Source organism: Amphritea sp. 1_MG-2023 (assembly GCF_030547545.1).
Taxonomy (GTDB): Bacteria; Pseudomonadota; Gammaproteobacteria; order Pseudomonadales; family Balneatricaceae; genus Amphritea.
In genome coordinates this window covers 149,892-163,129 of sequence record NZ_JAUOQE010000002.1, presented here as the reverse complement: position 1 = coordinate 163,129, position 13,238 = coordinate 149,892, and the positions used below count along the sequence as shown (strand labels likewise).

Below are 13,238 nucleotides of genomic sequence, written 5' to 3'. Positions count from 1 at the left end.
CCAGCGGCGGTTTTTTTGTCTCTGACCCCGACATAACCTGCGTTAACATCCCTCGCTCACGCTACATCATCGCGCGATATCCATGCGTGAACAACCCCGCTAACTGCTGCTGATAAACCTCAAGCTCGCCGATATTTTGCGCCACCCATGCAGCATCATAATAACTATCCAGATAACGTTCACCGCTATCGCAAATCAACGTCACTAAAGAGCCATGTTCATCTCGCTGCTGCATCTCTGCCGCAAGGGTTAACATCCCCCATAGATTCGTGCCCGTTGAGGCACCAACTTTTCGCCCCAGCAACGGCTCTAACCAATACATCGCCGCCACAGAAGCGGCATCGGGCACCGTCATCATGCGATCGATAACATGCGGCTGAAATGATTCCTCCGCTTTGGGTCGACCAATCCCTTCAATCCGCCCACTCTGCTGAATCTCTATGCTTGTATCCCCTGTTTGCCAAACATCATAAAATACAGAATTTTCCGGATCAACGGCTAACAAGGACGTGTTAAAACCTCGATAGCGGATATAGCGGCCCAGCGTCGCCGTGGTTCCGCCGGTGCCTGCGCTCATCACAATCGCGGCGGGCACCGGATGCTGCTCAAGTTGCATCTGTCTAAAAATGCTCTCCGCAATATTACTGTTACCACGCCAATCGGTCGCCCGTTCAGCATAGCGAAACTGATCCATAAAGTGCCCATGACACTCTTTAGCCAAGGCAACTGCAGCAGCATGCATCTGCGTGGCACAATCAACAAAGTGACAACGGCCACCATAAAACTCGACCTGTTGAATTTTTGCCTTAGCGGTTTTTCGCGGCATTACCGCCACAAATGGCACACCAATCATGCGTGCAAAATAAGCTTCTGACACCGCGGTACTGCCAGATGAGGCTTCGATCACCGTGGTGTTCTGAGATATCTGTCCATTACAAAGCGCATACAAAAACAGTGATCGCGCCAAGCGATGCTTCAAACTGCCGGTCGGATGACTGCTCTCATCCTTTAGATACAGATCGACGCCAGACAATACCGGTAGCGTCAGCTTAATCAAATGAGTATCCGCAGAGCGCTGCGCATCTGCTTTAATCAACGCCACCGCCTGCTGTATCCAAGCATTCATAACCACACTCCTAAATCCCGCTATCAAGACCTAAAGTGTACGCTGATCAACAGAGATATTTTTTATCTTATACTGGTAAAAACCGATCAACTATAGAATAATTTTTCTTAACTATTGTTTAATTGAGATCAGTTTTTCATGGATAGTATAGATAAGAAAATTCTGACATTACTACAGCAAGATATTACCCTTTCGGTGGCGGATATTGCCGAGCAGGTTAACCTAACCACCACACCTTGCTGGAAACGTATTAAACGGCTGGAAGATAGTGGCATCATTAAAGCCCGAGTCGCGCTTCTCGATAGCGCTAAAGTCGGTGCGGGCGTCTCGGTGTTTGTGCATATCAAAACGCAGCAACATGAACAGCCATGGTTAACTGACTTTGCTGCAACGGTATTAGCCTTTGATGAAGTGATGGAATGCTATCGCATGGCTGGCGAGTGGGATTACCTCCTCAGAGTCGCCACACAAGATATCCACTCGTTCGATCGCTTTTATAAAAAACTGATCAGTGACGTCAAAGGGCTAACCGATGTCACCTCGAGCTTTGCCATGGAAGAGATTAAGTTTTCCACTCAGCTGCCACTCACGAACTGCTAAGCATTTAAAACAGCAAGGCTCAAATCGTTAACGGCGCACACTATCCTCATGAAAACGTCATCAGTGCATGACTTCCCATCACTATGACTTTCCACCACTGAGCTGCTTGTATATAGTGGCACTACTATCGGCTGAGCCTTATATCTATGCGTCTGAGAAACCTGAATACCTTTGTAAAAGTCGCCCGCTTGGGTAGTTTTCATGCTGCGGCTCAACAACTGCACGCCACGCAACCGGCAATCTCCGCGAGAATTCACGCGCTCGAAGAGGAGCTTGGCGCGCAACTCTTCTATCGAGATAAAAGTGGCACCCGCATCTCATCACGCGGCATGCAGTTACTCCCCTACGCCGAAAAGCTGTTGGCCATTAGCCAAGAGATGAAGCAGCAGATAACCGATCAAAACCCGCAAAAAGGTATTCTACGAATCGGTATTTCCGACACCTTGGCACACCTTTATCTATCATCACTGCTAAAACAGTGGCAACAACAACACCCATTGATGTCATTTGAGCTCATCAGCGATGTCACGCCGACCCTTATCCGTCAGTTACAAGAGAATCAACTCGACTTAGCTCTGATGGTCGCCGGTGATAATCATCAACCTGAATTGATCACCGAACCACTTTGCAGTTTTTCACAATACTGGTGTGCGACGCCGGAACGCCTATCGCTTAACCCGGTCAAGAATGTAGCACAGCTATGCCACTCACCTATTCTAAGCTTTCCCCGCGATACGCGTCCCTGGGATTATCTATATCAACTCTTTCGTTCAGAAGATGAAACCCCAGTGTTTCATACCTGCAGCTCCGTCGCCAACCTACTCACCCTCACACTCGATGGTGCAGGCATGGCTCTATTACCAGAACCCGTCATTCGACCCTACCTTGAGCAGGGGAAATTGGTGCAATTTAATCCAGGACCTACCCCCCCGGCGCTCGCCTTCTGCGCCCGCTGGCGGCTTGATGATGATCGCATTCTGCCGCAACTATTAGCTAAGAACGGCCGTGAAATTATCGTTAACAGCCTACAAAATACTCCATGACAAAGCCCAGCAGCTATATCACCAACAGTATTAATAACTACCTCATAATTTTTTTCGAAATATACCCCTAAAAAAATTTCACAAACAGATTTTTTTTCTTATCTTTTCCTGGCTATTGCAACTATTCCTCTTTTCTAAGACACTGAGGCCAATCCAACAAGTAAGATTGCAGTTAATCCGTCGCCCACCGCCACAAGCACGGGCCGGCTTGCTGCATAATCACGCGACCCGGAAGCTGTCCTCCGATCGATGCATGATCAATTTTTTCAGCGACTCAGTGTCAAATAATTTTGGACCTTGCTATAAGGTGACACAGGCTTGGTTTATTGTCTGTGGCTGCCTGCTAGGCACAGTCCCTAACACGTTTAAGGAAGGTTAATATGAGCATTGCTTACCTGAATGGCGAATACCTGCCACTAGAAGAAGCCCGCATCTCTCCACTGGATCGCGGCTTTCTGTTTGGCGATGGTATTTATGAAGTAATTCCATACTACAACGGTAAATCTGTAGGCCTGATGCCTCATATCAACCGTATGATCAAGGGTCTGTCGACCATCGAGATCAAAAACAGCCACACCGCTGACGAGTGGAAGACCCTGCTTGACGATCTGATTGCTAAAAACAGCGACCTAGGTGAAAACCTCGGTGTGTATGTGCACGTTTCTCGTGGTACTGACACTAAGCGTAACCACGCTTACCCCGAAAGCGTTGAGCCAACCATTTTTTGCTTCGCATTTGGTATCAAGACCCCTGAACCTACTGATCGCACACAGGTACACCAATACAGCTTGATCTCAACTGAAGACCTGCGCTGGCAGCGTTGCCACATCAAATCGACAGCTCTGCTGGGTAACGTGATCCACTATCAGGAAGGTCACTCTAGCGGCAACGATGAAGCACTGCTATTCAATGCCAAAGGCGAACTGACTGAAGGTAGTTCATGCAACGCTTTCATCGTTAAAGATGGCGTTATTAGCACCCCTATTCAGGACAACCAGATCCTGCCGGGTATTACTCGTCGCATCATCATCGACAGCATCAAGGCAGACGGCTCTCTGACATTGGAAGAACGCACCGTTACAATGGATGAAGTCCGTAATGCTGACGAATTGTGGATCACCAGCTCTTCTAAAGAGATTGCACCGGTCACCAAGCTAGACGGCAAGCCTGTTGGTAACGGTGAAGTAGGCGAGATCTGGGAAAAAGCATTCAAGATCTACACAGCGTCTAAGTTCGACTACTAAGTTCGACTACTAAGTTCGACTACTAAGCTCGACTACTAAGCTCGATCATTGAGTAATTAATCGATCACTATATGATTGCAGCGCTACAAAAAAGGCCTGATGACGGTGTACCGTTATCGGGCCTTTTTGTTTATTGCCCACACCCGCCTACCCTATGCGATAGAGGCCCCTCATTAATCCCGTAACACACCCGCAGCCATAGAGTTTATTTAGCTCAATTCAAGCAGTAATAAAAATCAGGAAAAGGCTAGAAAGCAGCTCATACGAGGTTAATCGATAAGGTTAGCAGAGCAAACTGACGAGTCGTTGCTAAACACCGTACAGGTTCGGCTATGTATCTTCGCCAGATAATGCGTTTCGTCTGCAAGTAGCTATCCGCTGTGATATCCGTTAGCTAAGAAGCCCCCCAATGACACCGTAACCTCATCACCATCAGTTTTTTTAAAGATTGCTTCAGCGCCGCTTTCGGATGTTGCACAAACGCTTGCTGTTAATCACTCGCTGCGAAGATTAACAGCACACCGATGCTAGCCCGAGACATCACTCCGAAAATAATGGCTGACCACAAATGGGGCAACAGCCTCGCAAACAACAGAACTGAGTCTCAACAATAACGACTGTTGGCATTTCTCCTGTAGCTGATTGATCATAACGCTCTCGCACTCAAAAAATGAATGCCTATTAGGCCGGTATATTAACAAGCAGGAGCACTTTCTTGGTTTTTAATCTAAGGAAGGTGCGAATAAGTCAATTACGCCTCTGGCTGACAGAGAAGCTGGAGATCAAGGCAACCGTTACAGGCATACTGGTTGTACGTCGAAAAATGTTAACGCTGAGATCCTGCTTCTCTGAAAGCCCCAAAGGGCGGATATTAGAATGGTCATCTACTTTGTCAGCCAGCTTCAAAAGGTCCAGACATTTCGCTGCACTGGCTTTCGCGTATCTGGCCATTCTAATGTCCGCAGAGAACATAACAGACTTATTCGCACCTTCCCTAAGCTAAGCGTTAAAAACTCACTAACGTCTCGCTTTAACTACCTCAGCCAGATACAATCGAAACTAATTTCTTCGCGTTAAGTCACCTTTATAGGGCTTAAACATGATAATGGTTACACGGTTATTAATAACGAGGGTCAACCACCCTAACTTAACGGCACGGCTATCGCTTAACGAGTCGCGAACATAACAACGGCTGATCTTATCTAAGACAGGCAAGAACGAAGGTTTCTCGGGTGTACAGAACTTTTCCACTCCCTTATTTACCCAGCTCTATTCCCTACTTTGAACGTATCCGGCACTTACCGGCACCGGTGTTTCTCGATAGTGGCAAACCCGCCAGTCTGTACGGACAGTATGATATCCTCTCGGCTGATCCCGCGGCGCAACTCAGTTATCAGAATCGAGTCACCCGAATTCGCCACCCAGCCTCAGAAGAACAGCTAGACGGTAACCCTTTTACCCATTTGCAAGCGCTGTTCAATCGATATCAGGCGAGCTGCCCTGCGCCTCAGCAGTCGGATATCAAGGCCCTGCCTTTCTGCGGCGGGATACTCGGTTACTTTGCCTATGACTTGGGACGTAGTCTTGAAACCCTGCCGGAACAAACCCACTGCGATATTGATCTGCCCGACATGCAGGTCGGTATCTACAGCTGGGCAGTGATCGTAAATCATCAACATCAAACGGCCGTGTTACTCACCACTCCGCTGATTGATGAGATTCAAGCCCGCACGATTTTACAACAGCTTACTCAGGATACGACTGAACTAGCGGATGACTTTACCCTCAGCCATCACTTTGAAAGCAATATGAGCAAAGCGGACTATTACGCCTCGCTTGAACGTATCAATGACTATATTCATTCAGGTGATTGCTATCAGGTCAATTTTGCTCAGCGCTTCAGCAGTCAATATAAGGGCGATCCTTGGCATGCCTATAAACGGCTTAGAGAGCATGCACCTACGCCCTATTCTGCATATATAGAAACCGCCAACGGCGCCATTTTATCGCACTCGCCAGAACAGTTTCTTGAAGTCCGCGATGCCCGCGTCACCACCAAACCAATTAAAGGGACTCGTCCACGGGGCAATAATCCGGCGTTGGATGCGCAACTGAAACTAGCACTGCATGATAGCGAGAAAGATCGTGCAGAGAATCTCATGATTGTCGATCTGATGCGCAACGATATCAGTAAGGTTTGCGCACACGGCAGTGTCAGAGTCCCCAAACTGTTTGCCGTGGAATCCTACGCGAACGTCCATCATCTTGTCAGCACCATCACCGGTAAACTCCGCCCCGATAAAAGCCCGATAGAACTCCTCGAGCACAGCTTCCCGGGGGGATCGATCACCGGCGCACCTAAAATTCGTGCGATGGAGATTATCGAAGAGCTCGAGCCTAATCGGCGTTCAGTTTACTGTGGTTCTATCGGCTATCTCAGTTTTTCTGGGCAGATAGATACCAGCATCACCATTCGCACCTTAATCTGTCAAAACGGCGACATTCATTGCTGGGCCGGTGGCGGGATTGTGGCAGACTCAGAAGTCAGTGAGGAATATCAAGAAACGTACGATAAGGTCAACAACCTATTATCACCGCTGGAAGAAACAATAATACAGCAGTGATCGTCACTGCTGACAAAACGCAAAACAAAAAAAGCGTCCCCGAGCATGATGATTAACCATCCTCTCGACGACGCATGTTTATCGTGACGCTATCACTAGCGTCACCGTAAAGACGTGAACTTAGCGCTGTAAACCGCCCATGCAGATGTATTTAGTTTCCAAGTAATCATCCAAACCATATTTAGACCCTTCACGGCCCTGACCGGATTCTTTTACGCCTCCAAAAGGGATCACTTCAGAACTGATCGCCGTCTCATTGACACCGACCATACCATATTCAATCCCTTCAGATACGCGCCAGATACGACCGACATTTTCAGTAAACACATAAGCCGCCAAACCAAACTCGGTATCGTTAGCCATCGAAATCGCTTGCTCTTCAGTGCTGAACTTAAACACCGGCGCAACCGGCCCAAAGATCTCTTCAGAAAAGATATTCATGCTGTCATCGACATTAGTCAGTATGGTCGGCTCATAAAAGCAGTGACCCAACGCGGATGGTTTACCACCGGTCACGACATTAGCACCCTGCTTAACCGCAGACTGCACAATGGTATCGATATCACCTAACGCCTTAGCAGAGACAACCGGCCCATGCGTGGTGTCAGCATCGAAACCAAAGCCTAAACGAAACTCCTTAACGGCTGCCGCAAATTTTTCGACAAACGCATCATAGATACCCTCTTGCACTAACAAGCGGTTGGCACAGATGCAGGTCTGACCTGAATTACGGTATTTAGAAACCAGCGCACCTTTGACCGCCAAATCGAGATCGGCATCGTCAAAAATAATCACAGGGGCATTGCCGCCCAGTTCCATAGAGGTCCGTTTAACCGTATCGGCGCACTGCTTCATCAGCAGCTTGCCCACCGGGGTCGAACCAGTAAAGGTCAGCTTTTTAACCGTTGGATTGGATGTCATTTCACCACCCACGGAAGAGGAACGAGCGCTCGGCAGCACGCTGAACAGACCGGCAGGCAACCCAGCACGACTAGCCAGCTCAGCCAACGCCAATGCCGACAGCGGTGTCTCTCCGGCAGGCTTCAATACGATGGCACAGCCAGCAGCCAACGCGGGAGCCGCCTTACGGGTGATCATCGCATTAGGGAAGTTCCAAGGTGTAATAGCCGCGACCACACCCACCGGTTGCTTGATTACGATACTACGACGGTCGCCTGCCGATGGCAGAATATCGCCATAGATGCGCTTGCCTTCTTCGGCAAACCATTTCAGATAAGAGGCACCATAAAGCACCTCACCTTTTGACTCGAATACCGGCTTACCCTGCTCAATCGTCATAATGGCCGCTAAATCATCGATATTGTCGATAATCAGCCCATGCCAGCGCTCCAACACCTCAGAACGTTGACCAGCGGGCAGCGCTTTCCAGCTCTGCATCGCGGCATCCGCCGCCGCAATCGCGCGAGCTGTTTCCGCCTGACCCACACTGGCCACTTCAGCCACCACTGCACCGGTTGCAGGGTTAAGCACGGAGAAGCTTTCGCCCGTATCACCATCAACCCACTGCCCATTAATAAACGCCTTAGTCTTTAGCAAAGAGCTGTCATTCAATTCTAATTTCATAGCAATCTCGTTTAACGTTATCGGGCAGCGTGTCCCGTTGGCACCGACCCATTGGAATCGATCTATGGGTCGATAATACACAACATTAGTTAACATGTTAAGTTATCGGCACCGCTATTTCTCTTTAAAATGACATTTCGTTTCTTCAAGCATGCTCACTTCAGCGTCGCTAAAAGGTGATCGAGAATCTCAACTATGACTCTACGCTTCGTTATCGTTCACCCTGTACTTCAAATAAGTCATCCGCTAAACGGGCCTTACCATCACGATCAATCACCCATAATTCACGGTGAACAACCCCGAAGGCTTTATTCATCGTCCAGCGCGAACTTAATAGATAACCGCCCTCGGCTTCGACCCATTTAACATCTGAATACTCAACCTCTGCGAACCCTTGATCGATGATCCCTTGCCAGAATGCTTGAATCTCACTCCGACCATTGAATAGACCAAAAGGGCGAGCCTCCATCACAGAGTCTTGCGTATATTGCGCTGCACAGCCTTCTGCATCTTGGTTGTTAAAGGCTTGTTGCCAAGCACTAATACCCTCTTTACAGAGTGCTAATTCATTTGCTGTCGACATGCTGTTTCCCCGATTTATTGAATAATCTGACATCAGCATAAAGGGATGATTGACACGAAAAAACAAACAGATCAGAATTGTTTGTTTCATTTTAGCGAACAATAAAATGCTTCAGCTACGCAATATGTCGGTTTTTGCACACGTCGTCGAACAGGGCTCTATTACCGCAGCCGCTGAGCACCTTCAGCTGTCCAAATCCGTTATTAGTCAGCATCTCACGGGGCTTGAACAGGCACTGGGCATCGCCCTTTTGAAGCGCACGACGCGACGGCAGACATTAACGGAGGCAGGAAAAGCATTCTACCATCACTGCCGAGAACTCAATCGCCTTGCCGATACCGCATGGCAGGAAGCAAAAAGTACGCGTGCAGAGGCTCAAGGAATTGTAAGAATCACTGCACCCGACGCATTAATGAGTTCATTAATTGCCCCCGCTATCGCTCGCACCATCAGGCAGCATCCATTACTTAACGTTGAACTACTGAGTAGCGATCAACCGTTGGCGATCGTCGCTGATGATATAGATTTAGCGATAAGGGTGGGTGAATCGGGCAGTAGTACATTAAAGCAAAGACGTATTGGCGAATTTAGAGATGTTCTCTGTGCCGCCGCCGATATAATCGAGCAAGGCGTGAATGAAAATACGCTGTATATCGCTAATATTTGGCAAGGCTCGGCGATCCATCATCAATTTTTGCATCGCCAAACAGACGATAAATTTGAATTTTCACCCTCCACATTGTGCAAAGTTGATTCGTTCAACACCGCTACCACGCTCATCCATGAAGGCGCGGGTATTGGCCTAATACCAGACTTCTTACTTGAGCAGTCAAGATCATCCATCAGAGAAATCTTTAGCGACTACCAGCTCCCCATTAACCCCGTCTATGCATTACACCCTTATAACAATTTGCTGCCACTCAGCGTGTCAGTCTGCCTAGCCTCGATAGAGCAGCAGCTCAGCAGTCTATTGCCGGTAACGATCAGTCAGTAATGGACATCCATGATGATCGTCATCGACCTTCTCGGTAAGCAGAATAACGGCACCTATCCCCTAGTTTCAATTCCAGCATATTTGCGCTTTTTCTAGCGATCTCAATCGCCGCCGTGTATTCGAAGGCCACGTCTTGGTTTACCGCCGCGGCCTAGTTGTGTAGTCAGCATCGGCCACACGGTCGATATATATTGCCATCAGGATCAGTAAATAATGAGCGACTAATTAAAGTTCGGAGTGATAGACATGAGTGAAAAGGCAAATTGGATTTCAGTGGATGAATTGTCTCACGGTTTTGGGGCCAACAACCTTGATAACGTAAACGATTTAGCAGGAAAGAGTTTCAATTTTAATTTTGAGAATGGCTGGGTGATAAAGCATGACTTTATTACTGAAAGTGAATTGAACTGGACTATTCAGAGTGATGAAAAGACTTACACAGAAAGTTATACTTGTGTTAATCCACGCTCAGGCATTTACTTTATTGACTTCGAAAAAAAATCGGAAGCTGGAACGACAGTATCTCTTGCATTAGATCTGAATAAAGGTGTCGCGACTGCAGTTATATCAGTAATGCCAAGTCGTGAAGAGATCGAACGTCCAATTTTGTATCGGGCTTTATCTGGCGAAAATCTTCGCGCCGTTAAAGTAGATTTTGCACGTGCCACTGTAGATAGGGAATTTACTGCAGATGATCAGGCAATTCATCCGGAAACTGATGAATTACTGAACTGGCGAGTTGAATATTCTTATACAGATGATGAAGTGTATGAACATATTTATCTACGACAGAATGCATACACCTGGAACTGCTTAAAAGGTAATGAAGTTGGTTTATGTGACACTGACTATTGCTCTTACCGAAAAGTTGCTGAAGATTTATATCTGTTTGTCTGGGAGGAAAAGATCATTCCAACAGTTGGGGTATTACTGGTCGATTTTCAGGCAATGCGTACGTGTGGAAAGATTGTTGGCTACCAGGGTGAAGATACGGATCAACTGAGCAATTTTAAAGTTGGCGCAAAAGCATTGAAGCTGAATGCAACTGCATACCCTTGTCTTCAAAAATAGCTGCTAGCTAACCCAAGTTTTTCATGAAGCCGTAAACAAAACGGCTGAATGTCTTTTGGTTATTGATGTCAAATCAAAAACCACGCAGAGATCAGTCGTTTTTAAATACCTCTGGCAAACATGGGAGGAATAACCTGTGGCAGTTGATACTCTCATAGGCGTTTATCCTGTTCGTAAAGCAGTGATCAATTCATAAAAATACGTCCCCCCACCCTCTGCTCCCTATTCTGCTGATCTGGTAGGCACGACTTTATAAACTCTGGGTAGCGACCCAATCACAGTCTGCCTTAAACAGCCACGCAAGTAACAAAATGTACGGTTCTAACATTGCGGAAGATTTAACCAAAAGCAACAGCATAGAAGGCTCATCAATCTAAATTCTATGGTGAGTTCAGACTGTTTGTAATTGAAAATCCTTACTGCCTGACCACGACACAACCGGTACCAGAATTTCTCTCCATTGACTCCATGTTCACCAGCAGACTCTGACAATACAGCCACGGCTTCGCGAAAATTCGTCCATGTGGTCGATACCCAGAGGCCGGGGCGGCGCTCAATATAGAAGCCAGACTAAACAACGCGGATTGGGTGACTTTTCCGTCTTTTCTGGTGACGTTATGAACGATATCAACTCCTATTATACAGCGAGCACACAATATTCCCTGGACGCGAGTGCGTTAACCTCGGATCAAACAGCAGAAGTCTGTGTCATTGGCGGCGGCTTTACCGGAGTCAATACGGCTCTTGAGCTTGCTGAGCGCGGTGTCGATGTAATTTTGCTGGAAGCCCGTGAGATCGGCTGGGGCGGCTCTGGCCGAAATGGTGGTCAGGCAATCTGCGGAATAGGTCATGACCCGGAGCTGATCAAAAAGCAACTGACAGACCAACAGTTTGCACAGCTTTACAGCATGGGGCTTGAGGCCATTCAAACGCTGAAAAGCCGTATTGATCAATACAATATTGAGTGCGATTTCAACTGGGGCTACTGCACCGTGGCTTACGATCAGAAACGACTGGATGCATTGGCAGGTTTGCAAACGTTCCTGAAGCAGCAGCAATACCCGTTCGAAACACAGCTATTAAAAGGCACGGAGCTGAACCAGGTTGTTCGCAGCAATCGCTATATCGGCGGATTGCTGGACAAAGGCTCTGGCCACCTTCACCCGCTGAACCTGGTGCTTGGCGAGGCTCAGGCTGCACAAGCACTGGGGGCACGTATATTTCAGTCGACCCCCGTAACGCATATCGAAAAAGGCAACAAGGTCATTGTGCATACGCCGGGCGGCAAGGTCACCGCGAACAAGCTGGTTTATGCATGCAATGCCTACCTTGACGGTCTTGATACTATTCTTGACAAACGGTTCGTCACAACGAACGCATTCAGCATCGCCACAGAGCCTCTCACTGAGGATGTGATTCAACAATTTATGCCCGCCAGGGCAGCGATCTGTGATAACCGCCCAGTCCTTGACTACTACCGTATCAGTGCGGATAACCGACTGTTGTTTGGCGGTGCTACCCACTTTATGGAGTACCTGCCCAGGGATCTGGAGAGCCACCTGCGCAAAAATCTTCGCAACGTATTTCCGCAACTGGGCGATGTTAAGGTGGACTACAGCTGGAGTGGCCGTATGGCCTTGGGCACAAACCTGTTCCCGCAAGTCGGCCAGCTACCGAGCCATCCGAATGTCTACTTCGCTCAGGCTTACGCGGGCTTCGGAGTTGGGCCCTCTCACCTGGTGGCCAAATCACTGGCCGGCGCAGCCTGCGGCGAACCGGGCAACTTCGATATTTTGTCCAGAATTAAACATCCAAACATATTCGCTGCAGGTCCGCTCAACGCCCTCTGGGTGACCGCAGGAAAATGCTGGCACCAGCTTGAAGCGAAGTTTCACTGAACTACCCACTGGTGGATTGCGCCAGATCTGTGCGCCATTCATTGAACAATTGTGCTAAAGAGGAAACAACGATGCTGATATTGAATGATAAAGTAAATACCACTGAACTTACCCCGTTTGGCAGTGTAGCTAATCTCGGGGCCAAAGTACTCGAAGGAGCCCCTCAGGCGAGTGGCGCTGCACTGGTGGGTCAGGAAGGCGATCCGCAGATCCTGGGTATTTTTGCCTGCACACAAGGCAAGTTCCAGGTTGATCACACTTTTGCCGAACACGCGACTTTGGTTAAAGGGTGTGTGACACTGGTTGATAACATCAGTGGCGAACGCAAGACGTTTGACCCGGGTGAGAGCTGGTATATAGAAAAAGGTGAAAATCTGGACTGGATTATTGAGTCAGATGAGATGGTAAAACATTATCTGGCAATTTTCTGATTCGTTTTGCCTTAAAGAACCCCGCCCTGAATAAGAGGGC

At 48.0% G+C, this 13,238-nt stretch carries 11 protein-coding genes; 8 read left to right on the top strand and 3 right to left on the bottom strand.

All coding sequences use genetic code 11. The features are described 5' to 3' along the window. Positions 1-61: 61 nt before the first annotated feature. Entirely contained in the window at positions 62-1,126 is a 1,065-nt protein-coding gene (locus Q4488_RS02110) for a PLP-dependent cysteine synthase family protein (protein ID WP_303578796.1), read from the bottom strand. A gap of 138 nt (positions 1,127-1,264) precedes the next feature. Between Q4488_RS02110 and Q4488_RS02105 the strand changes: the two genes are divergently transcribed. The 4 genes from Q4488_RS02105 to pabB all read left to right on the top strand — a co-directional run bounded on the left by Q4488_RS02105 (position 1,265) and on the right by pabB (position 6,637). Continuing rightward, on the top strand, positions 1,265-1,726 hold the full coding sequence (locus Q4488_RS02105) for an Lrp/AsnC family transcriptional regulator (RefSeq protein WP_303578795.1): 462 nt from the start codon (positions 1,265-1,267) through the stop codon (positions 1,724-1,726). A gap of 146 nt (positions 1,727-1,872) precedes the next feature. Continuing rightward, a complete protein-coding gene (locus Q4488_RS02100) occupies positions 1,873-2,769 on the top strand; it encodes a LysR family transcriptional regulator (RefSeq protein ID WP_303578794.1) in 897 nt (298 codons plus the stop codon). Between the two features lie 380 nt (positions 2,770-3,149). Further along, the gene (locus Q4488_RS02095) at positions 3,150-4,013 is read left to right on the top strand and encodes an aminotransferase class IV (RefSeq protein ID WP_303578793.1); all 864 of its coding nucleotides are present in this window, start codon (positions 3,150-3,152) and stop codon (positions 4,011-4,013) included. A gap of 1,232 nt (positions 4,014-5,245) precedes the next feature. Then, positions 5,246-6,637: an aminodeoxychorismate synthase component I gene (gene pabB / locus Q4488_RS02090; RefSeq protein ID WP_303578792.1), complete on the top strand. Its 1,392-nt coding sequence runs from the start codon at positions 5,246-5,248 to the stop codon at positions 6,635-6,637. Positions 6,638-6,757: 120 nt separating this feature from the next. On the opposite strand, the gene Q4488_RS02085 is transcribed toward pabB, so the two are convergent. Together Q4488_RS02085 and Q4488_RS02080 are read right to left on the bottom strand one after the other, a co-directional pair. Continuing rightward, positions 6,758-8,221, bottom strand: coding sequence for an NAD-dependent succinate-semialdehyde dehydrogenase (locus Q4488_RS02085; RefSeq protein ID WP_303578791.1), 1,464 nt, complete (start codon positions 8,219-8,221; stop codon positions 6,758-6,760). Between the two features lie 211 nt (positions 8,222-8,432). Then, the gene (locus tag Q4488_RS02080; protein ID WP_303578790.1) at positions 8,433-8,804 is read right to left on the bottom strand and encodes a nuclear transport factor 2 family protein; all 372 of its coding nucleotides are present in this window, start codon (positions 8,802-8,804) and stop codon (positions 8,433-8,435) included. A gap of 124 nt (positions 8,805-8,928) precedes the next feature. Between Q4488_RS02080 and Q4488_RS02075 the strand changes: the two genes are divergently transcribed. The 4 genes from Q4488_RS02075 to Q4488_RS02060 all read left to right on the top strand — a co-directional run bounded on the left by Q4488_RS02075 (position 8,929) and on the right by Q4488_RS02060 (position 13,198). Next, positions 8,929-9,798 (top strand): LysR family transcriptional regulator, encoded by an 870-nt coding sequence (locus tag Q4488_RS02075; RefSeq protein ID WP_303578789.1) that lies wholly within the window; start codon positions 8,929-8,931, stop codon positions 9,796-9,798. A gap of 246 nt (positions 9,799-10,044) precedes the next feature. After that, a complete protein-coding gene (locus Q4488_RS02070) occupies positions 10,045-10,869 on the top strand; it encodes a MoaF C-terminal domain-containing protein (RefSeq protein WP_303578788.1) in 825 nt (274 codons plus the stop codon). Between the two features lie 617 nt (positions 10,870-11,486). Next, complete coding sequence (locus tag Q4488_RS02065; RefSeq protein WP_303578787.1) at positions 11,487-12,767, top strand: FAD-binding oxidoreductase; 1,281 nt, start codon at positions 11,487-11,489, stop codon at positions 12,765-12,767. Between the two features lie 71 nt (positions 12,768-12,838). Next, entirely contained in the window at positions 12,839-13,198 is a 360-nt protein-coding gene (locus Q4488_RS02060) for a cupin domain-containing protein (RefSeq protein ID WP_303578786.1), read from the top strand. Positions 13,199-13,238: the final 40 nt, after the last annotated feature.

Coding starts and splice junctions, on each gene's coding strand:
- Q4488_RS02110 (WP_303578796.1), bottom strand. CDS start 1,126: ATGAATGCTTGGATACAGCAGGCGGTGGCGTTGATTAAAGCAGATGCG.
- Q4488_RS02105 (WP_303578795.1), top strand. CDS start 1,265: ATGGATAGTATAGATAAGAAAATTCTGACATTACTACAGCAAGATATT.
- Q4488_RS02100 (WP_303578794.1), top strand. CDS start 1,873: ATGCGTCTGAGAAACCTGAATACCTTTGTAAAAGTCGCCCGCTTGGGT.
- Q4488_RS02095 (WP_303578793.1), top strand. CDS start 3,150: ATGAGCATTGCTTACCTGAATGGCGAATACCTGCCACTAGAAGAAGCC.
- Q4488_RS02085 (WP_303578791.1), bottom strand. CDS start 8,221: ATGAAATTAGAATTGAATGACAGCTCTTTGCTAAAGACTAAGGCGTTT.
- Q4488_RS02080 (WP_303578790.1), bottom strand. CDS start 8,804: ATGTCGACAGCAAATGAATTAGCACTCTGTAAAGAGGGTATTAGTGCT.
- Q4488_RS02075 (WP_303578789.1), top strand. CDS start 8,929: ATGTCGGTTTTTGCACACGTCGTCGAACAGGGCTCTATTACCGCAGCC.
- Q4488_RS02070 (WP_303578788.1), top strand. CDS start 10,045: ATGAGTGAAAAGGCAAATTGGATTTCAGTGGATGAATTGTCTCACGGT.
- Q4488_RS02065 (WP_303578787.1), top strand. CDS start 11,487: ATGAACGATATCAACTCCTATTATACAGCGAGCACACAATATTCCCTG.
- Q4488_RS02060 (WP_303578786.1), top strand. CDS start 12,839: ATGCTGATATTGAATGATAAAGTAAATACCACTGAACTTACCCCGTTT.